A 22722-nucleotide genomic window follows, 5' to 3' on the forward strand; every position below is an offset into this window, starting at 1 on the left:
ATAGAAAAGTCGATTTAAAATCTTATATAAAGCGTAATTTTAAAATAAAAAGGAGTTGTTAAAATGAGAAAAATTATATCAGTTATTTTCTTAAGTATATCTATTTTTATCTATTGTGAAATCAAAGATAAAAAAATAAATTTTTCTGAAAAACAAGAAAATAGTGAAGAGGTAAAAAAAATAGAATTTTTAAGTATTCATGGGTATACTAAAGAAAAAAATAAAATATATTTTGCTGGTATACAATTGGAAGGAGTAGATTCAGAAAGTTTTGAATATTTAGGTAATGAATATGCCAAAGATAAAAATCATGTTTATGCTTTTGGGGATAACTCTTTTCTTAGTACTGAAGATGTAGATTTGAAAAGCTTTAAATATTTAGGGGCGGATTATAGTAAGGATAAATATAGTGTTTATTATGGATATAGAAAATTAGAAAAAATAGATCCGTCAAGTTTTGAAGTTTTAGGAGGTTTTTATGGAAAAGATAAAAACAATGTATATTATTTTGATTCAAAAATAAATAATGCCGATCCAGAAACATTTAAAGTATATACAGAAGATAGGTATATTAAAGATACAATTTATAATGCAGAAGATAAAAATAATTACTATTATCAAGAAGATATAGTGAAGAATAAAAAAAAGTAACTTCTTACTAAAGATTATGTTTCTATTTATATGTATAAACTATGTTATTGGAATGATATCGAGTATTATGATAGAATTAGTAATAAAAAAATATTTTCTAAAGTAAAAATAATTATATTAATAAGTAAAATTATAATGAAACTCTCTGAGAAGACCTTTATTATGCAAATAGAGTACTTATAATGACATAAATAAATACATTTTTTAAAACTTACACTTTTTCGGAAATATGATATAATAACATTAAAAACAAAGATTAAGTTTTAAATTGCTAGAAAAAGTTAGGTGTAAACCTAACTTTTTTTATCATATATTATAATAATTCGTGGCTCTAGCAAGCCATAAACTTAATCTTTGGAGCGTATATTAGCAATAGTTACTATATTTTATAGTAATTACTAAAGTACTGTATCAAGAGTTCCTCAACCCCTTTGGAACTTTTATACTGATAGAGTACCTACCTAAAATAATAGATAAAGTAAATCTTAAATGAGCAATACAAGTTGGAGTAGGGGATTGAATTCTCTTTTTTTAATTAAAAAAGAGGGCATATTTTATGACTTTTAGTTATAATTAGATTGAAAGATTGTATTTAAGATAGAATTATTTTGAGTCTTAAAATTGAATTTTTTAATTTTATTTATCTAAATTAACAATCTTCCTCCCCGTATGATCTTCAAATAGAAAGTTTTTCAATGATATAACTAGTTCTTCCATAGAAATTTCTTGAACAAGATTTTCAATAGATGAATTTTTCCATTCTTTAGATAGTTTATTCCAAATTTCTTTTCTAAGATCTGTAGAACATTGAACAGAATCTATTCCAATTAAACTAACACCTCTTAAAATAAAGGGATAAATACTGGAAGAAAGTTTATGTGAAGAAACATTACCACAACAAGTAACAATTCCGCCATATTTTGTTGATTTTATAGCATTAGATAAAGTTTCACCACCAACTGTATCAATTACACCAGAATATATTTCTTTTAATAAAGGTTTTTCAGAATTTATATTAAAATCTTCTCTATAAATGACCTCATTAGCCCCGAGTTTTAATAAGAAATCTCTAGTTTCTTTTTTTCCTGTTAGTGCTGTAACAGTATAGCCAAGTGAATTTAAAATAGTAATAGCTAAAGAACCAACTCCGCCAGTTGATCCAGTTACTAATATATTTCCTAAATCTGGAGTTATTCCTGATTTTATTAGTTGATAAACAGAAAGACCGGCAGTAAGACCAGCTGTTCCATAAATCATACTATCTCTTAATGAAAAATTATCCGGTAATTTTAAAATCCATTCTTTGGGCACACTAATATATTGACTATACCCCCCTGAAGTATTCATACCAAAATCATATCCTGTTATGAGAACTTTATCTCCGATTTTAAAATCAGGGTAATTACTTTTAACAATGACTCCTGCAGCATCAATTCCAGGAGTATGAGGGAATTTTCTAGTAACGCCTCTATTTCCCTGACTTGATAAAGCATCTTTGTAGTTTAGAGAGGAATATTTTACATTTATTATAATATTGCTATCTTCTATTTCATTAAAATTTTTATTAACAATATTAATATCAAATTTTCCATTATGTGCTTCTGAGACAACAATAGCTTTAAAAGTATTAATTTTCATATTTAAATCTCCTTTTGATTAGTATTATTTAATTATAATAACATATAATTGGTTTAGTATCAAACTAAAATTGTTTTAGATTGTTAATTATATAGAAAAAAGTTATAATATATTACATTTAAAGGAGGAAAAAAATTGAATGATAAATATATAGTTTATTTTATAAGTAGAACAAAGAAAAAAATAATGACATTTATTGAAAAAGAACTACAAAAAGAAGGTTTAAATGATTTAATACCATCATGTGGAAATATATTAACAGTATTATATGAAAATAATAGTCCACTATCTATGAAAGAAATAAGTAAGTTAATTGGTAAGGATAAATCGACAGTAACTTTTTTAATAAATAAACTCTTAGAATTAGAATATATTGAAAAATTTAAGAATGATAATGATAAAAGAAAACTAAATATAGTTTTGACAAATAAGGGTAAGAAGTTAAGGAAAAAATTTGATAAAATTTCTAAAAATGTTTATAATACAGCTTATAAGAATTTCACAATTGAAGAAAAGGAACAGTTTCTTAATTTGTTAAAAAAATTAAACAATAATTTTTCTTAGAAGTATTTTCAATTTCAAAAGATAATAGAGTATTTGATTTTTTTGGATATTCATTATATCCATTTTTTAAAGAAAAAAATCATACTAGCAAGAATTATAATAAAATAAAACTTTCCAAGAGAATCTTTATTATGCAGATAGAGTGCTTATAATAAATGTAAATAAACACATTTTTAAAAACTTGCACTTTTTCGGAAATGTGATATAATATATTTGAAAACAATATGTATAAATTAAAATCTGTGAAAAAAAGCTGGGTTTCGATCTAGCTTTTTTTATATTCATTTATTATAATATTTTGTGGCTTCACAGAGCCATAATTTATGCATATTGGAGGAATACAATGTTTAAAGTAGTCCTGATAATCTTGTTCTTGATTATCACAAAATTACTTCACTAAAGTATTCCTCACCCCGTTAGGGGATGAGCCGTTCTTATTGAAGGCTTTTTTTATTTATATTTTCAAAATTAATATAATTTTATGGTATAATTATACTAAATAACTTTATAGGGAGGTTTATGATTGGAAAAAACTGAAAGAATAGAAAAAAAGTTTTGTAACAAATGTAATGGGAAGAGAAATCATAAATATCAAGTAGATTTTTTATTTGAAGATTCCGAAATTATTGAAAATATGTTTGGAGTAGAGTGGAGTGAGAATTGGATCATTTGGCAATGTATGGGTTGTGATGAAATAGTCATTGAAAAAGTTGATTATTTTTCTGAAGATAGAGATGAAGAAGGCAATCCTATTTTAACAAATACTTTCTATCCAACAAGAAATATAAAATCATTAAAGAAAAAAATATATATAAAAATACCACAAAAATTAAGAGTTATTTATAATGAAATAATTGATAGTTATAATAACTCATGTTTATTACTTTGTTCAATAGGACTAAGAACTTTACTTGAAGCTATTTGTGTAGATAAAGGAGTAAAAGGGAAAAATTTAATGAATAAAATAGATAATTCTACTTTTATAACTGATAATATAAAAAAGAATTTACATGGAATCAGATACTTAGGAAATGATGCGACTCATGATTTTATTTCATCTAAAAAAGAGGATTTAGAATTAACAATAAAAATACTCGAGGATATACTAAATACTGTATATGATTTAGATTATAAGAGTACGATTATGTATAATAAATTTAAGAAGATTACATAAAATTTCTTTAAATAATATAATTATAAAAAAGTTATTTGAGTAGGGAAGTGATCAAAATAGAAATATTAACTCGTAACAGCTGGAAATTTAATCCTATAAATATGCCAATACCATTAGAGTACAATCGTGTATTATCTCTTAATGAATTGAAACTATTAAAAAGAGGATTGAAACCAAAAGTAATGGAAGACAAGTGGTTTATATTTTTGGAAGAGAATACGATGCATTTTGCCCGAAGTTGGACCAGATATTGTATTTTTTCAATAGAGATAAAAATATTGAATAATGAGACTGTCTTACTCTATAAAGCAATAATGGAAAGTGATAAAAGTATTTACAAAGGAGGCACATCGGATAGTGTACTTGATGATTTAATAGCAATGGTAATAAGGTATAATAAAAAGAATGACTAGGCTTTTTTAGCCATTTTCTTATATATAGATTTATTTTTTGTTAGACAATTTATTTTTTTATATTAAAAAATAAATGGATGTGTTATAATAAATAACAAGATTTTGGAGAAACTTAATTGGAAAAATAAATATAATATAAAATTAAAAGTCAGGAGAGTTTTATGTTTAAAATGGGGTATAAGAATTTAAGAAGTTTAAATATGGAAGAATCACTTGAAATTAAACCAATAACTACTTTAGTTGGACTAAATAGTTCCGGGAAGAGTACTTTTTTGAGAGCGTTAATGTTATTAAAACAAAGTTTTGATTTAAACAATGCTGCACCAATCATATGGTATAATTATGATAATCAAGTAGATTTCGGTTCTTTTGATGAGGCTATAAATAATAATGCTTCTGAAGAAGAAATTATGTTTTCATTTGAATTTTTATTTTCAAATATTATAAGCGGATATAGTTTTGAAGACAAAAGAGAAGAAAAAATACCAATAAAAATAAATAGTACATTAAAAAAAAGTGGTGGAAAAGAATATATATCTAAAGTAGAGTTTGAATTTTTTGGCAATAATTTTTTAATTAGTCATGAAAAGAAAAATACTGTTAAGGTAAAAATAAATAATGAAATATTTGAAGAAGTTGAAAAAAAACATTGGATATATCCATTTAAATTAAGTACTTTAATTCCGGAGATTCATGTTGGGAGAGAAAAGCTTTTTGCTGAAATAGATGAGGATATTTTTGATGTAGAGAAGTTAGGAAAACTTATGAATAAAAAAAATAGCTTTGAAATAGAAATATTAGGAAGAAAAAAAAATTCTAAAAAACAGGAAGAATTTTTAAAGTTTTTTTCGTTGATAGAAAAAATTCTAAGATATGAGGAATTTGCTGAACTTATAACAAAGTTCTCAAAAATAACTTTGAAAAAAAATGATACGATGAAATATTATAATTTGTTTTTAGCATATAACTTGTATAAAATTAATATGAATATTTCGATTACACTTTGTAAAATAATAGAGAATGTTGAGTATATAACCCCATTAAGAGCAATGAGTGAAAGATATTATAGAATAAATTCCAACATTAGAAAGATAGATCCTAGTGGTAGAAATTTAGCTACTTATATTTCTAATTTTTCTGAAACTGACATGATTAAATTAAAAAAATGGTTAATTGAAAATTTTCAATTTTCAATTGACTTAAAAGAATCTACTGGACATAATTCAATTAAAGTAATTGATGCCTCAAACAATGAAGGAGCAAATATAATAGATACTGGCTTTGGATACTCACAAATTTTACCAATTTTAATTAATTTGTGGGAAATTTCAAATAAAACTAATAAAAGTAGACAATATGACAAAAATTTAAAAATTTTATTAATAGAACAACCAGAACTACATTTACATCCAGCTTTTCAAGCGAAATTAACTGATGTGATAATAAATTTAGTTGAAAAAACGAAAGAAAAAATTGATTTTAGAATAATAATGGAAACTCATAGTGAAACAATTATAAATAGAATTTGTAATCAGATAGGAAAAGGAAACTTAAATAAAGAGGATATTTCGTTGTTGATCTTTGAAAAAGAAAAAATAGGTACTGTAATTAAAGAAGCAGAATTTGACGATGAGGGATATTTGACAAATTGGCCTTATGGTTTTTTTGAACCAGAAGGAGTGAAATAATGCTTATAAAATTAGATAGTTCTATTGTTGAATTAAATAGAAATTATGAAGATGAAGAAATTTATGCTATACAGAAGTTAATAAATTTAGTAAGAAAAAGATACCATCTTATATATTCAAAATATGAAGTTTTGGAAAAATTATCAAAAATTGAAGATTTAGGCTGCAGAGATAGAAAAATTTTTGAAAAGCTTGCAACAAGAATTCGTCAAAAATTTAATTTTTATGAAAAAAATTTCAAAAAAAGACTTTTAATATATATAGATACACCAAAGGAAAAAAAATCTAAAAATGATATTCAAATAGAGTTAAAAGATTTTGATAAAATTGACGAAACTAAAACAAATTTTTTAGTAGAAGGAAAGGATATAACTTTTTTTGATTTTATTGTCAATTTTCATTTTGAAAATTTTAATAAAAAAATAGCTTATAATTACATAAATACTTATGATGAAATTACTGGTGGTGGAAACACCACTGCTGATAATTTTAGAAAATTAAAAAAAAATAAAATTGTGATTTGTGTATGTGATAGTGATAGAGATTATAAAAATTGTAGACTTGGAGATACAGCAAAAAAAATAAAAAAAGTTAAGATACTTTGCCATGAAATTGCTCATTTGATGATTTTAGAAGAAAAAGCAATTGAAAATCTAATTCCAAGAGTAATCTATAATCCAATTCTTGAAAATAAGTCAGATTTTTTAGATAAATTAGAAAAAGAAAAAGAATTCGAATATATAAAACATTTAGATTTTAAAAAAGGGATGAAAAAGAAAAGATTTTTGGAGTGTAAAGAATATAAAAAATTCTGGAAATTGAAAATAGAAGAATTCTTTAAAGAAGAATTGGATAAAAAATTAGATGATTTGGATGAAGAGAGTTGTGTGATAGAAAAAGTTTCAGAAAATTTATTAAATTCAGTAAATAAAAGAATAGAAACAGGTAAAATAAATATAGAATATAGTTCATTATCTGATTATCATAAAAAAAGATGGCAGGAAATTGCTGAAGAGTTGATTTGTTGGTTTATTTGTGAAACCAATCCAATATAAGGTAGTTTTTTCAAACAATAATAGATATATCAATATATTTCTAAAAACTTGCACTTTTCCAGAAATATGATATAATAATATTGAAAACAATATTATGTATGTAAATCGCGAAAAAAGTCGGATTATTTCTGGCTTTTTTATTTTTCATTTGTTATAATTATCTGTGGCTTTCGCGGGCCAACATACATAATATTGGAGGAATACAAATGTTGAAAGTACTTCTGATAATCATGTTTTTGGTTATCACAAAAATACTTTACTAAAGTATTTCTCATCCCGATAGGGGATAGCGTGAAGAAAATATAGAGATCTAAAATAACTACTAACTAGGAGAATAAAAAATGGGAGATTGGAGTTATGAACCTTGGGGAAATGATGAAGCCGCTGATTGGTTCGGGAAATTTTGGAAAAATGGGAAATTTATAGTTTTAATAGATGAAATAGAAAATTTTGATGAAAGAGAAGAACGCTATGATTCATTGCGTGCTGCAGCATACTTACTACAAACATTAGGTGTTGTCTATATTTGGCCTGTAGAATATCTCAATAAATTGAAGCCATTGCTTGATAAAACAATCATTATTTTAAATAATATGATTAATCCTCCTGATGAAAACTGGGCTTATTTGGAAATGGGCGGAGATAAAGAAAAACTAATGCAGGCTGTAAAAGAACAAATTGATATTCTCAAGGAACGACGAAAAGATATTATATAAATTAACAGAATAGTGTATTTGATGTATAATAAATAAAAGAAGTTTTATGGGTAAGGTGTTAATATAGCTATACTAGAATGTAAATTTTAAAATTTTTGTAGTTTTACCCGCTTGAGACAAACTATTAATATAACTATCTTAGAATTATATATAATAAAAAAGCCCTTTAAAGAGGGCTTTTACTAATTGAAGGAGAACTATTTTAAATCAAAAACTTAGAAGTTGTTTCTCTATAATTTTTTAAAATATTTTCTGAATCATTGAAATATTTTTCATTTTCTTATAAAAGAGGCAAAGTTTTTTTTGATTTCCAAAAATATAATTTATTGTATAGATTGATTCTTGCAATCTTATCCCTGAAAAAGAAATTGATACTATTAAGTAGACAGAGATCATCGAGAGTATATATATTATTTTCTACTTTATTAATAATATAGTAGAGTTTTATTTTCTTCGTATTCTATGGAAGATTTTATATCAATATGAATTTCCCATTCCAGTAAAACACCAAGCGAGAATATAAGCAAGCCGAAAAATAAAATTGTTCTTATAAAAAAAATTGTATCTTTAGAATATAAAAAAGAAAATTTTCCGGAAAACAAGAATAGCACCATAAATATTATTAGTATTACAGGAAATTTTACTAAAAAATAGTTTTTAAATTTAACTCCAAACCCACATAAGGCTATAACAAAAGGAACTAAAAACTTAATATTAGCAATACTTAGAAATGTGAAATTAGGATTATCTTTCATATGTAAATATGTGAGAAAACCAACTCCAAGTAAAAGAATTTCAAATCCAAAAATTAATCTAAGTTTACTTCTATGCCTTTTCTCAATTAACTTTATATCCAAATGATATACCTCCTTAAAATAATTTAAATTATAACATATTAGTTAATAAAAAAAATTTTTTAAATAGTTTATTAGAAAAAATAGATAAATAGAGTAGTGTTTGTGAGATATAATAAATAAAAGAAGTTTTGGAATATGATGTTGCAATACAACTATCTGAAAAGTTATATTTAATCAAAAAGTCTTCCAAAAGAAGTACATACATCAAATTTATTGATAGAAATAAAATTCTTACATATGAGTAACAATTCGTAGGCATTCCTTTATAGAAAGAGTTATAAACTATTTTTTTAGACAGTAAGGTATAGCTTGATAAAAAATAAAAAAAATGTTATGATATTTATAATATTAAAAGTATCATTTGATACTCCAATGGAGGGAACTATGTCTGAAACAATAGTTAGTTTATTAGAAACAGTAAGAGGATATATAGTAAATGGAGAGTATGATTTTCTGGTATATAGAGAGAAAAATAAAAAAACTTTAGAAGATTATGGAATAACAGCTGAATTTTTAGTTAGTAACATCTTTGATGAATTGGAGCCAGGTGATTTATTCAGAGGACCAATTCCTGATAAAGATCCAAATAAACAAGATGGAGATGTTTATATATTTATGAAGGATATAAATTGTATAATTCCAGAAATTAGCAAGAAATTTTATATAAAATTTAAAATTGTAGAAGAAAATAACAAGAAATTAATAATATTGTCATTACATGAGGAAGGAATGTTTGAATGATTTTAAAAGGGTTATAGAAGATAAATTATGGAGGATATTTATGCAAATTGAAAAAATAGTATCAAAAAAGAAAACATATAAAGTTAAGAATTTAGATATTACATTTATTGAACAAACTAAAATTAATATTGAAACTGGGGAAGAAATATTTGATTCAAAATTAGAGAAAGAGAATGGAATAAGAGTAACAGATGAATATAAAAATCAAGTTGGTCTTCTCACATCAAATGAATTAAAAAAAATAAGAAATAAGTATAAAATTAGTCAAATTGAATTTGCTTTATTACTGGATTTAGGAGAAAAAAATATAACAAGATATGAAAATGGAATGATACAAAATAAATCAATTGATTCATTGATTAGATTAATGAAAAATAATATGAATTTTTTAACATTATTAGTAGAAAATAAGAATAATTTTTCTAATGAACGATATTATGAATTATTAAGAAATATAACTTTAAAAATTTTACAAGAGAATTTGACACAAAATATTATGATAGATTCAAGGAAAAATATACCAGTTCGTTCTAGAGTGGTGGCTGCTCCTTTTAGTCCTAGAAAAGCAAAAAATAGAAATAGAAGAATAAAGGAAAATGGAATGATTCAAGTTTCTAAGATTGGGAATAGAAAAATTGGAGAAAATGAAAAAAGTGAAATTTTAAAAAGCCGATTTTATAAGTAAAGAAAGGGTTAGAAAATAATGAGCGATGTGAATCTTAAGAAAAATATTGTTGAAGAAATAGATGAAATGGTAAAAAAAATAAAAGAAGCTCGTGAAAATAATGAAGAATATAAAAGTAGAGTAGAAAATTTAGTACTCTACTCCTTAGATAATGGAGAATACCAAAAAGTAACAGATGCGATTGAGTCATTAGGACTGTCAAGTGAAGGGGATTCTAGTTTATATAATAACTTGGGTGTATTATATATAAGGCAAAATTTGTATGAGAAGTCGATAGAAAATTTTGAAAAGTCAATAGAGATGGGAAATAAAAATATTGGTGTTTATATCAATTTAAGTAGAGTTTATTTGGAAGAGAAGAAGTTCAATGATGCAATAGAAACATTGGAAAAAGCTAAAAATATTTATGAAAATAAAAGAAACTAAAGAGCAAATTTTATTAAAAGAAATGAAAGAGAATTTATCTGATATATATAATCAGTTAGGAATTACTTATTCAGAAATGCAAGAATATGATAAAGCTATTAAAAATTTAGATAAAGCGATAGAAATAAATCCTGATAATAGCTTAGCATATAATAATTTAGGATTTATTTATTCAGAACAAAAAGATTTTGAAAATGCAATATCTAAATATAAGATAGCTATAGAAAAAGGGAATACAATAGCATATAATAACTTAGGTACAATTTATTTATCACAAGAAAGATATAAAGAAGCAGAGGACAGTTATAAAAAGGCTCTAATTTCCTTCAAAGATAATAGTATGATACTTTATAATTTAGGAATATTTTATTTTGAACAAGAACAATATGATGAAGCAATAAAATTTTATGAAAAGTCATTAGAAATACAGGATGATGAAGCAACAAGATTTCATTTAGGTTTAGTTTTTTCTTTGACCAATCAATATGAAAAAGCAAAAAATAATTATGAGAAAGTAACTAAAAATCCTCGTTTTTCTTTTCCATATCTAAATGAAATATATCTTCAAATGATAAAAAATATAAAAGAATTAGACAGTGAAATACTGGTAAGAATTATCTTGATGATGTATTTTACGGATGAAATTCTAAAAAGATGCCATATAAAAATTGATAATATTGCACATTATACATCAATAAATGTTTTTAGTAAGATTTTAGAGGGGAAAAAAAATGAAGAAGATGAAAAAATAAAAGAAAAATTTTTAAGAATGGGAATCTCTCATCTTTGTAATGATCCAACAGAAGGTCATCTTTTATATAATTATTTAGAATTACCAATTGAAAGATTAATAGAACAATATCTTTGTTTTTTAACATGCTTTTCTTTAGATACTGACTCTCTAAATCAATTCAGATTATATGGTAAAGAAAATGGGAGAGAAGCAACAGGAGTTGCAATAGTGCTAAATAGTTCTTTTTTTAGTAAGGATTTTAATAATCTTGATTATTTTTGTGAAAAATCAAGTTCTAAAATAAAGTTTGAAGAAACAAACAAAATTATTAAGACTGAACATAGATCATTATATCGGTGTATATATTTTGGATTTGATAATAAAAATAAAGAGCGTATATATTGTAAATTGGCTAAAAGAAGTGAATGGTCAGAATTTAATGAAATACATAAAAGCCAAGAAGATTATGATAATCTAGAAAAGTTAGAAAAAGAGATAGAAAATTCAATAAAAAAAATAATGGAGCATAATAATATGTTAGTAGAAACTAAAATGACTAAAGTAACGAATCTTATTCCTGAAATTTTAATGCCTTTAAGGTACTTAATTAAAGATCCGGCATATGAAGAAGAAAGAGAGTGTAGGATTATAAAAATACTAAAATTTGGAAATGAAGAAATAATAGAAGATAATGAATTAAAAAGAATCTACAGCGAATATAAAGTAAATATAGAAGATCATATTGCTTACATAAACATACATCAAAGGCAAGAACTATATACGACATTTTTTCAAAATAAATTAAAAGATAGAAATAAAGTAAAAATATCAAAGAATCCTTTCAATGGCTAATGTAAATGATTGTAAATAATATGTTAAAATGGTGGAGTTACCTCAAAGAAGTATACCTGAAGTTAAGATAGTGAGAAAAAATTGAGGAAGGTTCATGGTGGAAAAAATATTAATTATATTGATTTTATGTTTAGGGACGTTGGGCTGTGATGCAATGCTTAGTGAAGCTGACAAGCAGTTAAAAGTAATAGAGAAATTAGAAAAAATATTCCAGAAGAGTTGGAAAATAACCGACAAGCTATTATTGGATATTGTTTAGAATTGGGAACTGTAGTCCCTGATGTGATAGATTCGAGTTGCACAATGGTAAAAACAAGTGGAGCTGATAAGCAGTTAGAATTTTTAAATAAAAATGCTCAGTTAATAAAAGCAAAAAGTGTGAGTGAAGCTGTAGAAGTATTACAAGCGGAGTATAATGCAATGGAAAAGGAAGTTATATTTTTTGATGGGATAGAAACGATAAAATTTGTAGTAGATAAAGCGAACTTAATACCAGTTGTTCCTGAAAATGAGTTAAAACTCTTGAAAATAATGAATTTAAGTTATATGTTAGGTTTAGATTTATCTTTAGGGACTAATTATATGGAAAAAACAGGAGAAATATTGTTGAATGATGATATTGAATACCAGAGAACTAAGTACAGAAGTCTAAAAGCATTAAGTGAATCTTCAGGAAAATAATAATGATGAAAATTGGCAGTTAGTTATATTTGTTAAAATAAGGTAAATATCAAAATTTATATTGAGAATTATACTAAAATAAAGCCCTCCAAAGAGGGCCTTTTATTATGCGGATAGAGTGCTTACAATAATATAAATAAACATATTTTTAAAAACTTGCACTTTTTCGGAAATATGATATAATAATATTGAAAACGAGTATAAAGATTTAAAATTTTGTGACAATTAAGCTAGACGTGAGTCTGGCTTTTTTGTTATAATAATTTGTGGTTTCACAAAAACCATAAATCTTTATACTCGGAGGACATCTATGCGTACATTAGCAATAGTTACTATATTATTTATAGTAATTACTAAAGTACTGTATTAACAGTTCCTCAGCCCCTTTGGGGCTTTTTTTAATTCTATAATTTCTGTCGACCTCCATTAAGGTAAAAACTATAGGAGATCGACAACTTTAAGTAGAACAATGCTTTGATAGCATTTTCTCATAAAATGAGACATGATTATGTCAAGGTTTCAGTAAACGAAAAAAATAGGTCGACAGAATAGTGTATTTGAGGTATAATAAATAAAAGGTTTTTAAATAGAGGACTATTAATATAACTATCCTAGAATGTAAATTTCTCTAGCTTTTGCAAATATTTTTTTCATTGTTGCCTATTAATATAACTATCCTAGAATGTAAATTCTTGTCATGGGAGCGTTTCAACTTGATTTTTACAGCTATTAATATAACTATCCTAGAATGTAAATTTTTCTAATTCTTCCGCAACTATTATAGTTTTATCTATTAATATAACTATCCTAGAATGTAAATATAGTTCCTTGCAGTATTGCAAATACAAGCAAGATTCTATTAATATAACTATCCTAGAATGTAAATTATAAAACAAAAGTAAAGCAATTAGCTGATCTGTTTCTATTAATATAACTATCCTAGAATGTAAATATGTACTCTTCCCAGATTAGGCCAAAAGTTTTTTTATCTATTAATGTAACTATCTTAGAAGTAATACATAATAAAAAAGCCCTCCAAAGAGGGCCTTTTATTATGGGGATAGAGTGCTTACAATATTCTTCAAAATATCAATAATCTTTATATAATACCTGAAAATTTTAGTTATATTTCTATATAAATTAGATTTTTATTTTCTTATTTCATCTAATAAATTTTTAGCTCCTTCAACTCCATTATCATAAGCCATTTTTGCATATTTTTCAGCAAGTTTATATTTTCCTTGCTCATAGTATAAAACACTTAAATTAATCATGGCATCATAATTATTATTTTCAATAGCCATAAGATAGTATTTTTCAGCAAGTTTGAATTTTTCTTGATCATGATATAAAAGTCCTAAATTATATAAGGCTAATTTATTATCGTATTTAATGGCCATGAGAAAGAGCCTTTCTGCAAGTTCAAATTTCTCTTGTTTTTTATATAGATTTCCTAAATTGTTCATAGCATTAGAGTCACTATGTTCGCTAGCCATAAGATAGTATTTTTCAGCAAGTTCGAATTTTCCTTGTTCTTGATATAAAAGACCTAATTGAAACATAGATTCTCGATCTTCAATTTTTATTTTTTCAAGATAATATTCTTCAGTTCCTACAGTTGGTTCAGGATTTGAAGGAGAGCAAGAATAAAATACACCAAAGATAATGAAAGTAACGAATATTTTTTTAATCATTAGTTCCTCCAGTAGTTAAGATATGAAAAATTGTAACAGCTAAATTATAAAAAATCAAACAAATAATTTATAAAAATTTTTATATAGAGATTTTTCTTTATGCGGATAGAGTGCTAACAATATTCTTTAAAATATCAATAACCTTAATATAATACCTGAAAGTCTCAACTTCCTTACTGGAATACTTAGACTTGTCATAAAAGACTTTTCCATATTCTTCAGTACGGAGATTATGCTTTTTAGTTAATCTTCCAACCATATTAGCTGAGATATTAAGCATTTTGCCAATTTCAGTAGCACTATAGGTTATTTCACCAACAACAGGTAATGGAAGTAGAAAATCCCCGGTTAGTACCTTAGTAGCATGAGCATTAAGTATCTGCTTGTATTCAGGAATCAGAATACTGTCAGCCATATTATTAAGAAATTCAGCAGTTTTAAGTTGGATTTCTTTTTCTTTTAGTTCAAGTTCTTTTGGTGTTTGGTTTATTGAGTAGCTGCCAGTTTTTCTTAGTGAAGGTAATACATCATGGGTTACCCATTTAGTAAATTGATTAGCTTGAGGTTTGTCACTTCTAAAAATTACTTTATATAATCCGCTTTCATTAATGATATTGGTAATCCCTGATAAGCTCCCTAAGTCAAACTTAGTCACCTCGTCCTCATCTAATCTTTTGATCACACTACTTGGATTTGAAAGTTCTAATATCTTACATATATCAATTAATACAAACCAGACTTCATTTTCTATCAATACAGTTCTTACTTTTCCAAATTCTTTACTTTGAAATATTTGAAGTTTATCCATGAAGTACCACCTCATTTGGAGTTAAATACATTTTGTTGATATTAGATATTCCAGAAGTAGCTCCGTGTTCAAAATAGGTTTTCTTTGCGGTTAATAATACAGTTTCAAAAGTGTTAATAAGCTGTTGGATGTCATTTTTAGTACATGTAGTTTTAGAATTGATGTTTTCAATTAAGTTATAAAAGTTATCTTCCATTTTAGACAGGTCGTCTTTTAAATGACCGTAATCATACATCTCTTCAATGTGAGAGATCATAAATTCTTTAATGTTTTGATTCATAGTGATTCCTCCTAAAAAATTGTATTTTTTTAGGATATTTGTTATAATGTACATATTCGGGGGTACTTATAACAAGTATCCTTTATAATAGTCAGCTGCTTCAACAGTTGGCTATTTTTATTTCTAATAATAATATATAACATATTTACTTTTTTGTCAAATGTATTTACGTATTTTTTGAAAAAAAGAGACCATGAAATGGCCTCAAGTTATAGTAAATAAATCATCTAAGCTACAATTGAAAAATTTTTTTAATTTAATGATAGTTGATAAATTCATCTTTTCAACTCCAATATTCTGAGAAAGTCTCTGTAGAGTTTGTCTGGAAATATATAAATTTTTCATTTTTAATTGTCGTTCTAAAGAAGAAACACTTTTTATATTATGTTTTTCCATAAGTTCTTCTAAATTGATTTTTACATTTATTAGTGATGCACTAAGAACATCAATTAATTCTTGAGCATATTCACCTAAATAAGGTGACTTTTCAGAATGAAGATAATTTCCTTTTATTTTACTTATATATTCTTCAATTTGACTGTTATCGAAATTCTTTTTTTGAATATTTTCATTCATTTTTGCTATATAATCTAATAATAGTTCAGAATATTCTTTATCACGACCAGATTCTTTTTCTATAATTATACGCAATTCTCCAGTAATTTTTCTTATAATTTTATCTACTGATTCATTCATATGGATTCATTACTCCTAACTTTCAAGTATATATACTCTTGTATATTTTAAGTCATTTTTTGTATAAATGCAAGATAAGTATTTTATATAGAATCAATATTAATAAAAGTATCTTCTATCTTCTATCTTCATCATTCTTTTTAATTCTTTACCTAAAGCATAATAGTTAGGCAGGTCTTTCTTTAAAACACATATTATGTTTCCGGCTTCTCCTTGTGAAAGACATGTAAGCTGCAAATATTCATTGTTACCGTAAATCTCTGATATCAGATATTCATAATAATCTTTAGATTTATCTGAAACATTCAAGCCAACATTGTATAATTTTACAATTATTCCAGACCAGATTTTAGCATCATCACTTAATTGTGAAATAGGAATCCAATTCATATTTTCCCTCCATTTGATTATTCCAAAAAATTCTGATAAAGTTCTTCAAGTTGAATAAATTTATCATTATTAATGTCATCGTTAAATTGTATCATAATTTCCAGAGTAGTAGTAGGCATAAATTTATTTAAATTATCGTTTATATATATATATGATAAAGATAAGCTGATATAAATATTATTCAGCATAAGAAAAGTTCCAGAAGAGATACTTTTTAAAACATATCCATTACATTCCTTAATTCCTAGTTCTTCCATCATAGTCACAATTTCCTGTGACTTTTCATATAGTTCATTCATTTTTTCTTTAGTCATGTTTTCCTCCTGATTAAATTTATTTGACAGGAGAAACCTAAAAAAGGTATAATCTATTTGCGGTAGAGTGCCTTTTATTAGGTGCTCCTTTTTTATTAGTTTATTTCCTTTAATGTATCAATTTTTTCCTTTAGAGAATTTTTTATAAAAGTTCTGTTTTGTGTTATATCAGTTTTAAGGCTATCTGTATATCTAATAAAATGATATTTTGAATATTCTCCTATATAAGCTTTTAATAAAAAGCTCGGTAAGTATTCAACAGATTTTTTAATAGCAAAATGAAAGCTATTATCAATAAATGGTTCATAAAAATCAATTTGATCATTTAATTCGGTGTTTTTAATATCTAATTGTGTTATTAAATTAGATATTTTTTTGGTATTGCTATTTAGATCATTTGCTTTTAAAAAAGAAAAAAGTTCATAAAATAAATTGTAATAAATATTATATTTATCCCAAAGTTTAAAGCAAGCTTCAAAATCTTTTTTAAATTTTAAAGTATAAACAAGTTTATTTTTATTGATGACATCATTTAATTTGATAATTTCTTTTTCATATTCAATTTTTTGTTCTTGTATTTCAGTATTAAAAGTATGTTGGTATTCAAGTTTTTCAATTTCAAAATTATGTTTTAAATTGGTAAGTTGCCTATTGAAAAGAAAACCAATAATGAGTGGGATTACTGTTGAAATAATAAGATTTAGTATAATTAACATAATATTTTGTTCTTTTAAAAATTCTCCCATTTAAACCACCTTCTCATACTTAATCAAATAAAACCAATACCCGGTAAAAGCAAGATGCAAGGTCTCCTTAGTTTCACTATATATGATATCCTCATCAATATCATGCTTATCCCGGAACTTTTCCAGTTCTTCTTTTGATGCATACAACTCGCAATGATTATTAAAAATCTTATGCTTCATTCCTTTGATATCAATCTTATCTTCAATATAGTAAGACTTTATTTCTTCAATTTTAGTTCCCTTATTAAGCGGGATTCCGTTTCTTAAATAAGCTAAGAATGAAGTTTCGTTATAATCAAATTTGATGGCAGCATCTTTTGCTGTAATCCCTTTTTTATAGAGATCAAATAATAGTTTGCTTTCCTTGTATTCTGCATAATTTTCATGATCAGCAAGGAAATCTTCATATGTATAATTAAGCTCATTAACTACATCGACTCTGCCGGCTATTGAAGTCAGCTTGGGATGTATCCTGTAATTGACAAGTTCATATACATATTGTCTGGGGAAAATCCCCTCTAATTCCTTCTTTGTATACTTACTAAATAATTTTTCCAATAAAATCACTTGTAACCCTCCTTTGAATATGTTATAAGTATTATAGCATAAAGTTAAAAAAAAGTGGAATATATGTTTGTTTTGCATTAGCTTATTTCGTCAAGGAGGCGCTTTGATAACCGCAGAGCTCGGTTTTCAGAATAACAGGGAGATTTTTGCAGTACCCGGATTTATAAATTATCCTTCTTTCAAAGGCTGTAATAAACTAATAAGAGAATTAAAGGCAAAGCTGGTGCTGACCGGAAAGGATATAGCTGATGAATTTTTATGGGAAAAAAAATCAAAAGCAGAAGCTGAGCAGAGTCTAAGCTCTGAAGAGAAAAAAATTCTTTCCCTGCTTGATATGGAAAAGAGTCTGGATGAACTGATAATGGAAACAGGACTTAGTGCAGGAATTATTTTGGCAGTACTTGCCAATCTTGAAGTAAAGGATTTTATATTTGAAATATCCGGAGGAAGATATAAAGGGAGATAGATAAAGGAAAATTTTAATAATGATATTTTATGTTAACTGCAATTGTTTTTCAGACTTTATACAGAATTTCAGCTGTCTGTTATAATTTTCAAAGACAGCTTTTTATTATATGAGAGTACAGTATTTTTGAGAATAGATACTTAAAAACTTTTATTTTTTAAGAATATGGCGTAATATACTCGAAAACAATGCAAAAGATCAGAATTTTTCGATAATTAAGCTGGACGCAAGTCTAAATTTTTTGTTATAATAATTTATAGATTTACTAATGAATATGAATACTCAATCTATGGAAAGAGGTATTTTATGAGAAAAATTTTTTTGGGGAAATCAAATCTTAAAGTTTCACAGCTTGGGCTTGGATGCATAAATTTCGGCAGTAAAACATCAGAATCTGATTCTTTTGAACTTCTGGATACCTATATTGAAAATGGCGGTAACTTTATAGACACTGCCAATAATTATGCAGTATGGGCAGGAGGAAACGGAAAACAGAGTGAAGAAACGCTTGGAAAATGGATATCTGCACGAAAAAATAGAAAAGATTATATCTTAGCGACAAAATTAGGGGCTTATCCTAAGGATATAAATTCCAGAGATTTTTCCAATATGCAGGGACTAGACAGCAAAACAATAAAGGAAGAGATAGAAAAATCCCTTAATAATCTAAAAACAGATTATATAGATCTTTTATATCTTCATGTTGATGACTATAAAACACCTCAGGAAGAAACTATGGAAACCCTTGACGAAATGATACGTAAGGGATTTATCAGAGAGATTGGATGCAGTAACTTTCAAACATGGAGAATCGAAAGTGCTAGGAATATCTGTGAAAAAAATAATTATAAATTTTTTAGTGCTGTACAGCAGCGATATACATATCTTCAGCCTGTGCTTGATGCTGATTTTTTTCCTCAGGTAGCGGCAGATAAAAGTCTTGGTGAGTATATAGAATTCTATCATGATATTACGATGGTGTCACATACCTCACTTTTAAAAGGGCAGTATCTAAAAGATGAAATTACTTTGAAAGTTTATGATACCGCAGAAAACAGAGAAAAGTTACAAAAGCTGCGTGCTGAAGAAAAAAATCCTGTTTCATGGGTATTGAAGTATATAACAGAACAATTTGGGGGCAGTGTTGCTTTGTTTACTACAAATAGTACAAAACATCTTGTAGAAAATATAAAATATTTTGAGGAGTAATTTTACTTTTGACTGCCATAAATTTTTTTTGCTTTATTAGGGAATAGCGAAAATTATAAAGCAGTGATTTAAAAATATCTGAAAGAGAAATAGCAAAAAAAGAACGGCTGACTATAAAAGGAGGTTTGTAAACATGAATTTTAAAGAATATGGAGAAAAAGTATTTAAAGAAAGTCTTGAGTTATACAAGGAGGTAGTATGTCTTTAAAAAAAATTTTAGTAACCAATATCAATCAAATTGAACCAAAACATGTATCACCTAATGAGATTTATGAATTTGACAGATATGATGTAAGTGGTTTATTACATGAAAACAAGTGTACGGTAACATTTTATTCTCTTTCCCCGGGCAAATCTAATTATCCGTATCATTATCATACATCAAATGAAGAGGTGTTCTATATTATTAGCGGACAAGGACTTCTTGAAACACCGGCAGGTGAAATTTCTGTTAAGGGAGGAGATGTTATTGTATTTCCGCCTTGTAAAGATGCTGCACATAGATTGAAAAACTCATCAGAAAATGAGATGTTAGTTTACTTGGATGTTGATACAAATAATTCTCCGGATGTTGTTATTTATCCTCATACAAACAAAGTTGGCGTATTTGTAAATGGTGAATTCCCAAAATTCTATAAGCAGGATTCAAATATTCCTTATTATGAAGATGAATAATATAAGGATGCATAAATATTCCGGAGCAGTTATATTTATGCTTTTAAAATATATAAAATTGTTACTGCTTTATCTATTAATAATATAAAAAGACCGGATTATCCCGGTCTTTTTATATGTACACAGATTCAGTATTATTCTCCCTGATATCTTCTCATCATTTCTTCTAATCTTTCATCTTTTGTAGTTTCTTTTGATTGTGTTTGTCCAGTAAATTTAAGATTTATCATAGTTTCGGCTGCAAAAGCTGAAGAAACTAAAGTTAATAAAGTAAAAAATAAGATTGTCTTTTTCATAGTATTTCCTCCTAAATATTATATTTATTTGTGTTTTATTTCTTGTTGTATTCTTTCTATTATTTCTTCCGGCGAATCATAGGTTACTGCTTTTTGTGTAGCAGTAGGCACTGTCTTTTTAGCTATTTTAACTGCATAATTATTTTCAGCTAAGGACATAAAAGATACTGTTGTGCATAAGGTTAAAATTAATATTGATTTTTTCATAGTATTTCCTCCTGTTAAATTTTTTTATTATAAAAGTTATGAGATAAGTATGGTCTTGTATATTTATTAGCCGATAATATCTGAATTAAATTCGGGCGCTAACAGTTATGTTCCTAACAATATGTTTTGAAAAATAACCATCTTTAATATTAGATGGAATATTTTAATACATAATGTTTTTCATCATTTTTGCAATAATTTTCAAAAAAAATTCTATTTCTTCTGCTGTAAGATTTTCAGTCAATTTTTTCTCATCCGCTATAAGGGTTTCACGGATTTTCTTGCAAAAAAGGTTGGACTTTTCTGTTAAAACTAATTTTTTTAAGCGCTTGTCATATGAAACAGATTCGCGTTTTAACATATCGTTTTTTTCTAAAGAATTTAGAATACCAGTTGCTGTAGAACGTCTTATGTTAAATTCTTCTTCAATATCTTTCTGAAACACTTCTCCTGTTTCACTTGAAATATTAATATATGCAATAATTCCTGCCTGAATACCCGTCATGTCTTTTTCAATATTTGCAGCACTTTCATCAAGCAGTCGTTTTAATTGGAGTGTTAATGATTTTATTGCAAACATTACATAACGATTTCTATTAATAAAAAGCACCTCCTTAGTTCGCTCCCTAACAATTATATGTCTAAGTATATAACATAAAAAATATTTTGTCAATACTTTTTTGAAAAAAATTGGAAAACTGCAGATAAGCAGCTTAAGAAAGTAAGAACAGAAGTCTAAAAAAGTTTTATCTAAAATGTAGATTTTATATAACTTAAAACAGAGAATATATTGTAGGGAAGATAAAACACTAATAAAGTAATTTTTCTTAGTGTCAAAAGATATTAGTTTTTACAAAAAATAATATTTATAGTATAATGGAACAAAAAATAAGGAGAAAATTTATGAAAAAGTTATTATTAGTAGTATTTGTTCTTTTTTTAGGTTTATTTATTGTAAGCTGTAAAAAAAAGGATATAGTAGATCCGAAAAACCGTATTGAAGAAACGTTAGAGGAAGAAATAAATGAAAAGCAGCCAAAAAAAGTATTTGAAAGTTCTTTTAGCATAGATGATATTTCGAATACAGTTTTAGACTATAATGGTACTTATGGCGGTAAAAGTTTAGCACTCAAGATAAAAAATATATCTAAAGGAATAGAAAAGGTGAAATTGCAATCAATAACGGTAAACGGAGAAAACCAGCCGATAGTTATAAGTAAAGGGAATAATAATGTTTTTGAATATCCAAAAGATAATTCTTTTGTTGTTTTAATGCCTGATAATGAAAAAATAATTTTAATAAAATTATTTGAAAAATCAAAAGATAATATAAGAATATTAGAAAAAGAGTTTGATTATCCTGCCATGGTGACTTTTGTAGTGGAGGAAAAAATAACTGGTACTGAGTATTTGCAAGAATTTATAATAAATGAAAAAGGTCAGGTTTTATATGAAAATTTAAAAATAATAAAAGGCAAAAAATCTTCATATTAATGAAAA

The 22722-nt window shown here is 25.9% G+C and carries 30 protein-coding genes and 1 CRISPR repeat array; of the genes, 17 read left to right on the top strand and 13 right to left on the bottom strand.

Annotated features, from left to right (window positions below; all coding sequences use genetic code 11):
- Window positions 1–63 precede the first annotated feature (63 nt).
- Entirely contained in the window at window positions 64–651 is a 588-nt protein-coding gene (locus tag STERM_RS06435; protein ID WP_012860768.1) for a DKNYY domain-containing protein, read from the top strand.
- Between the two features lie 636 nt (window positions 652–1287).
- Here STERM_RS06435 and STERM_RS06440 read toward each other — a convergent pair.
- Complete coding sequence (locus tag STERM_RS06440) at window positions 1288–2289, bottom strand: YhdH/YhfP family quinone oxidoreductase (protein ID WP_012860769.1); 1002 nt, start codon at window positions 2287–2289, stop codon at window positions 1288–1290.
- Window positions 2290–2424: 135 nt separating this feature from the next.
- Between STERM_RS06440 and STERM_RS06445 the strand changes: the two genes are divergently transcribed.
- The 6 genes from STERM_RS06445 (at window position 2425) to STERM_RS06470 (ending at window position 7899) form a co-directional block, all read left to right on the top strand.
- Window positions 2425–2853, top strand: coding sequence for a MarR family winged helix-turn-helix transcriptional regulator (locus STERM_RS06445; protein ID WP_012860770.1), 429 nt, complete (start codon window positions 2425–2427; stop codon window positions 2851–2853).
- Window positions 2854–3376: 523 nt separating this feature from the next.
- A complete protein-coding gene (locus STERM_RS06450) occupies window positions 3377–4027 on the top strand; it encodes a DUF4145 domain-containing protein (RefSeq protein ID WP_012860771.1) in 651 nt (216 codons plus the stop codon).
- A 101-nt stretch (window positions 4028–4128) separates the two neighbouring features.
- Window positions 4129–4440, top strand: a complete 312-nt coding sequence (locus STERM_RS21155; RefSeq protein ID WP_244407220.1) for a hypothetical protein — start codon at window positions 4129–4131, stop codon at window positions 4438–4440.
- 161 nt (window positions 4441–4601) lie between these two features.
- Complete coding sequence (locus STERM_RS06460; RefSeq protein WP_012860773.1) at window positions 4602–6128, top strand: DUF3696 domain-containing protein; 1527 nt, start codon at window positions 4602–4604, stop codon at window positions 6126–6128.
- Complete coding sequence (locus tag STERM_RS06465) at window positions 6128–7183, top strand: hypothetical protein (RefSeq protein WP_012860774.1); 1056 nt, start codon at window positions 6128–6130, stop codon at window positions 7181–7183. Before STERM_RS06460 ends, STERM_RS06465 begins: the two co-directional genes overlap by 1 nt.
- Window positions 7184–7524: 341 nt before the next feature.
- Window positions 7525–7899: a hypothetical protein gene (locus STERM_RS06470; protein WP_012860775.1), complete on the top strand. Its 375-nt coding sequence runs from the start codon at window positions 7525–7527 to the stop codon at window positions 7897–7899.
- Between the two features lie 425 nt (window positions 7900–8324).
- Here the strand turns inward: STERM_RS06470 and STERM_RS06475 are convergent, their stop codons facing one another.
- A complete protein-coding gene (locus STERM_RS06475; protein ID WP_012860776.1) occupies window positions 8325–8756 on the bottom strand; it encodes a hypothetical protein in 432 nt (143 codons plus the stop codon).
- A 384-nt stretch (window positions 8757–9140) separates the two neighbouring features.
- Here STERM_RS06475 and STERM_RS06480 point away from each other — a divergent pair, with 384 nt between their 5' ends.
- The 6 genes from STERM_RS06480 (at window position 9141) to STERM_RS06500 (ending at window position 12874) form a co-directional block, all read left to right on the top strand.
- Window positions 9141–9497, top strand: coding sequence for a hypothetical protein (locus tag STERM_RS06480; RefSeq protein ID WP_041309842.1), 357 nt, complete (start codon window positions 9141–9143; stop codon window positions 9495–9497).
- A gap of 40 nt (window positions 9498–9537) precedes the next feature.
- Window positions 9538–10182: a type II TA system antitoxin MqsA family protein gene (locus STERM_RS06485; protein WP_012860778.1), complete on the top strand. Its 645-nt coding sequence runs from the start codon at window positions 9538–9540 to the stop codon at window positions 10180–10182.
- Between the two features lie 18 nt (window positions 10183–10200).
- On the top strand, window positions 10201–10608 hold the full coding sequence (locus STERM_RS06490) for a tetratricopeptide repeat protein (RefSeq protein WP_012860779.1): 408 nt from the start codon (window positions 10201–10203) through the stop codon (window positions 10606–10608).
- Window positions 10589–12193: a tetratricopeptide repeat protein gene (locus tag STERM_RS06495; protein ID WP_012860780.1), complete on the top strand. Its 1605-nt coding sequence runs from the start codon at window positions 10589–10591 to the stop codon at window positions 12191–12193. The genes STERM_RS06490 and STERM_RS06495 overlap by 20 nt, the downstream gene beginning before the upstream one ends.
- A gap of 94 nt (window positions 12194–12287) precedes the next feature.
- Window positions 12288–12452, top strand: coding sequence for a hypothetical protein (locus STERM_RS22085; RefSeq protein ID WP_012860781.1), 165 nt, complete (start codon window positions 12288–12290; stop codon window positions 12450–12452).
- 44 nt (window positions 12453–12496) lie between these two features.
- A complete protein-coding gene (locus STERM_RS06500) occupies window positions 12497–12874 on the top strand; it encodes an SPFH domain-containing protein (RefSeq protein WP_012860782.1) in 378 nt (125 codons plus the stop codon).
- A 594-nt stretch (window positions 12875–13468) separates the two neighbouring features.
- Window positions 13469–13827: a CRISPR direct-repeat array (repeat unit 31 nt; unit sequence CTATTAATATAACTATCCTAGAATGTAAATT).
- Between the two features lie 195 nt (window positions 13828–14022).
- Here STERM_RS06500 and STERM_RS06505 read toward each other — a convergent pair.
- The 8 genes from STERM_RS06505 to STERM_RS21160 all read right to left on the bottom strand — a co-directional run bounded on the left by STERM_RS06505 (window position 14023) and on the right by STERM_RS21160 (window position 18369).
- Window positions 14023–14568: a tetratricopeptide repeat protein gene (locus STERM_RS06505; RefSeq protein ID WP_012860783.1), complete on the bottom strand. Its 546-nt coding sequence runs from the start codon at window positions 14566–14568 to the stop codon at window positions 14023–14025.
- Between the two features lie 97 nt (window positions 14569–14665).
- Window positions 14666–15376 (bottom strand): BRO-N domain-containing protein, encoded by a 711-nt coding sequence (locus tag STERM_RS06510; protein WP_012860784.1) that lies wholly within the window; start codon window positions 15374–15376, stop codon window positions 14666–14668.
- On the bottom strand, window positions 15369–15656 hold the full coding sequence (locus tag STERM_RS06515; RefSeq protein WP_012860785.1) for a hypothetical protein: 288 nt from the start codon (window positions 15654–15656) through the stop codon (window positions 15369–15371). Before STERM_RS06515 ends, STERM_RS06510 begins: the two co-directional genes overlap by 8 nt.
- Window positions 15657–15860: 204 nt before the next feature.
- Entirely contained in the window at window positions 15861–16352 is a 492-nt protein-coding gene (locus STERM_RS22490) for a helix-turn-helix domain-containing protein (protein ID WP_012860786.1), read from the bottom strand.
- Between the two features lie 99 nt (window positions 16353–16451).
- Entirely contained in the window at window positions 16452–16742 is a 291-nt protein-coding gene (locus STERM_RS06525; protein WP_012860787.1) for a hypothetical protein, read from the bottom strand.
- Between the two features lie 17 nt (window positions 16743–16759).
- Window positions 16760–17056 carry a hypothetical protein gene (locus STERM_RS06530; RefSeq protein WP_012860788.1) on the bottom strand — a complete coding sequence of 99 codons (297 nt, stop codon included), beginning with the start codon at window positions 17054–17056 and terminating at the stop codon, window positions 16760–16762.
- Between the two features lie 95 nt (window positions 17057–17151).
- Window positions 17152–17802, bottom strand: coding sequence for a hypothetical protein (locus tag STERM_RS06535; protein WP_012860789.1), 651 nt, complete (start codon window positions 17800–17802; stop codon window positions 17152–17154).
- Entirely contained in the window at window positions 17803–18369 is a 567-nt protein-coding gene (locus STERM_RS21160; protein ID WP_012860790.1) for a hypothetical protein, read from the bottom strand. It abuts the gene before it with no gap.
- 103 nt (window positions 18370–18472) lie between these two features.
- Here STERM_RS21160 and STERM_RS06545 point away from each other — a divergent pair, with 103 nt between their 5' ends.
- From STERM_RS06545 to STERM_RS06555, 3 genes are all read left to right on the top strand, one after another.
- Complete coding sequence (locus STERM_RS06545; protein WP_049768974.1) at window positions 18473–18835, top strand: DNA-processing protein DprA; 363 nt, start codon at window positions 18473–18475, stop codon at window positions 18833–18835.
- A 306-nt stretch (window positions 18836–19141) separates the two neighbouring features.
- Window positions 19142–20044: an aldo/keto reductase gene (locus STERM_RS06550; RefSeq protein WP_012860791.1), complete on the top strand. Its 903-nt coding sequence runs from the start codon at window positions 19142–19144 to the stop codon at window positions 20042–20044.
- 198 nt (window positions 20045–20242) lie between these two features.
- Window positions 20243–20719, top strand: a complete 477-nt coding sequence (locus STERM_RS06555) for a cupin domain-containing protein (protein ID WP_012860792.1) — start codon at window positions 20243–20245, stop codon at window positions 20717–20719.
- Window positions 20720–20853: 134 nt separating this feature from the next.
- Here the strand turns inward: STERM_RS06555 and STERM_RS22090 are convergent, their stop codons facing one another.
- From STERM_RS22090 to STERM_RS06565, 3 genes are all read right to left on the bottom strand, one after another.
- Window positions 20854–21015 carry a hypothetical protein gene (locus STERM_RS22090; protein ID WP_012860793.1) on the bottom strand — a complete coding sequence of 54 codons (162 nt, stop codon included), beginning with the start codon at window positions 21013–21015 and terminating at the stop codon, window positions 20854–20856.
- Window positions 21016–21039: 24 nt separating this feature from the next.
- The gene (locus tag STERM_RS06560; protein ID WP_012860794.1) at window positions 21040–21222 is read right to left on the bottom strand and encodes a hypothetical protein; all 183 of its coding nucleotides are present in this window, start codon (window positions 21220–21222) and stop codon (window positions 21040–21042) included.
- Window positions 21223–21385: 163 nt separating this feature from the next.
- Window positions 21386–21802, bottom strand: coding sequence for a MarR family winged helix-turn-helix transcriptional regulator (locus tag STERM_RS06565; protein WP_041309845.1), 417 nt, complete (start codon window positions 21800–21802; stop codon window positions 21386–21388).
- A 323-nt stretch (window positions 21803–22125) separates the two neighbouring features.
- Here STERM_RS06565 and STERM_RS06570 point away from each other — a divergent pair, with 323 nt between their 5' ends.
- Window positions 22126–22716, top strand: a complete 591-nt coding sequence (locus STERM_RS06570; RefSeq protein WP_012860796.1) for a hypothetical protein — start codon at window positions 22126–22128, stop codon at window positions 22714–22716.
- Window positions 22717–22722: the final 6 nt, after the last annotated feature.

This window comes from Sebaldella termitidis ATCC 33386 (genome assembly GCF_000024405.1).
GTDB lineage: Bacteria > Fusobacteriota > Fusobacteriia > Fusobacteriales > Leptotrichiaceae > Sebaldella > Sebaldella termitidis.

Excerpts from the sequence above, each read along its gene's own strand:
- STERM_RS06435 (WP_012860768.1), top strand. The coding sequence starts at position 64 with ATGAGAAAAATTATATCAGTTATTTTCTTAAGTATATCTATTTTTATC.
- STERM_RS06440 (WP_012860769.1), bottom strand. The coding sequence starts at position 2,289 with ATGAAAATTAATACTTTTAAAGCTATTGTTGTCTCAGAAGCACATAAT.
- STERM_RS21155 (WP_244407220.1), top strand. The coding sequence starts at position 4,129 with ATGCCAATACCATTAGAGTACAATCGTGTATTATCTCTTAATGAATTG.
- STERM_RS06460 (WP_012860773.1), top strand. The coding sequence starts at position 4,602 with ATGTTTAAAATGGGGTATAAGAATTTAAGAAGTTTAAATATGGAAGAA.
- STERM_RS06465 (WP_012860774.1), top strand. The coding sequence starts at position 6,128 with ATGCTTATAAAATTAGATAGTTCTATTGTTGAATTAAATAGAAATTAT.
- STERM_RS06470 (WP_012860775.1), top strand. The coding sequence starts at position 7,525 with ATGGGAGATTGGAGTTATGAACCTTGGGGAAATGATGAAGCCGCTGAT.
- STERM_RS06480 (WP_041309842.1), top strand. The coding sequence starts at position 9,141 with ATGTCTGAAACAATAGTTAGTTTATTAGAAACAGTAAGAGGATATATA.
- STERM_RS06485 (WP_012860778.1), top strand. The coding sequence starts at position 9,538 with ATGCAAATTGAAAAAATAGTATCAAAAAAGAAAACATATAAAGTTAAG.
- STERM_RS06490 (WP_012860779.1), top strand. The coding sequence starts at position 10,201 with ATGAGCGATGTGAATCTTAAGAAAAATATTGTTGAAGAAATAGATGAA.
- STERM_RS06495 (WP_012860780.1), top strand. The coding sequence starts at position 10,589 with ATGAAAATAAAAGAAACTAAAGAGCAAATTTTATTAAAAGAAATGAAA.
- STERM_RS22085 (WP_012860781.1), top strand. The coding sequence starts at position 12,288 with ATGGTGGAAAAAATATTAATTATATTGATTTTATGTTTAGGGACGTTG.
- STERM_RS06500 (WP_012860782.1), top strand. The coding sequence starts at position 12,497 with ATGGTAAAAACAAGTGGAGCTGATAAGCAGTTAGAATTTTTAAATAAA.
- STERM_RS06505 (WP_012860783.1), bottom strand. The coding sequence starts at position 14,568 with ATGATTAAAAAAATATTCGTTACTTTCATTATCTTTGGTGTATTTTAT.
- STERM_RS06510 (WP_012860784.1), bottom strand. The coding sequence starts at position 15,376 with ATGGATAAACTTCAAATATTTCAAAGTAAAGAATTTGGAAAAGTAAGA.
- STERM_RS06515 (WP_012860785.1), bottom strand. The coding sequence starts at position 15,656 with ATGAATCAAAACATTAAAGAATTTATGATCTCTCACATTGAAGAGATG.
- STERM_RS22490 (WP_012860786.1), bottom strand. The coding sequence starts at position 16,352 with ATGAATGAATCAGTAGATAAAATTATAAGAAAAATTACTGGAGAATTG.
- STERM_RS06525 (WP_012860787.1), bottom strand. The coding sequence starts at position 16,742 with ATGAATTGGATTCCTATTTCACAATTAAGTGATGATGCTAAAATCTGG.
- STERM_RS06530 (WP_012860788.1), bottom strand. The coding sequence starts at position 17,056 with ATGACTAAAGAAAAAATGAATGAACTATATGAAAAGTCACAGGAAATT.
- STERM_RS06535 (WP_012860789.1), bottom strand. The coding sequence starts at position 17,802 with ATGGGAGAATTTTTAAAAGAACAAAATATTATGTTAATTATACTAAAT.
- STERM_RS06550 (WP_012860791.1), top strand. The coding sequence starts at position 19,142 with ATGAGAAAAATTTTTTTGGGGAAATCAAATCTTAAAGTTTCACAGCTT.
- STERM_RS06555 (WP_012860792.1), top strand. The coding sequence starts at position 20,243 with ATGTCTTTAAAAAAAATTTTAGTAACCAATATCAATCAAATTGAACCA.
- STERM_RS22090 (WP_012860793.1), bottom strand. The coding sequence starts at position 21,015 with ATGAAAAAGACAATCTTATTTTTTACTTTATTAACTTTAGTTTCTTCA.
- STERM_RS06560 (WP_012860794.1), bottom strand. The coding sequence starts at position 21,222 with ATGAAAAAATCAATATTAATTTTAACCTTATGCACAACAGTATCTTTT.
- STERM_RS06565 (WP_041309845.1), bottom strand. The coding sequence starts at position 21,802 with ATGTTTGCAATAAAATCATTAACACTCCAATTAAAACGACTGCTTGAT.
- STERM_RS06570 (WP_012860796.1), top strand. The coding sequence starts at position 22,126 with ATGAAAAAGTTATTATTAGTAGTATTTGTTCTTTTTTTAGGTTTATTT.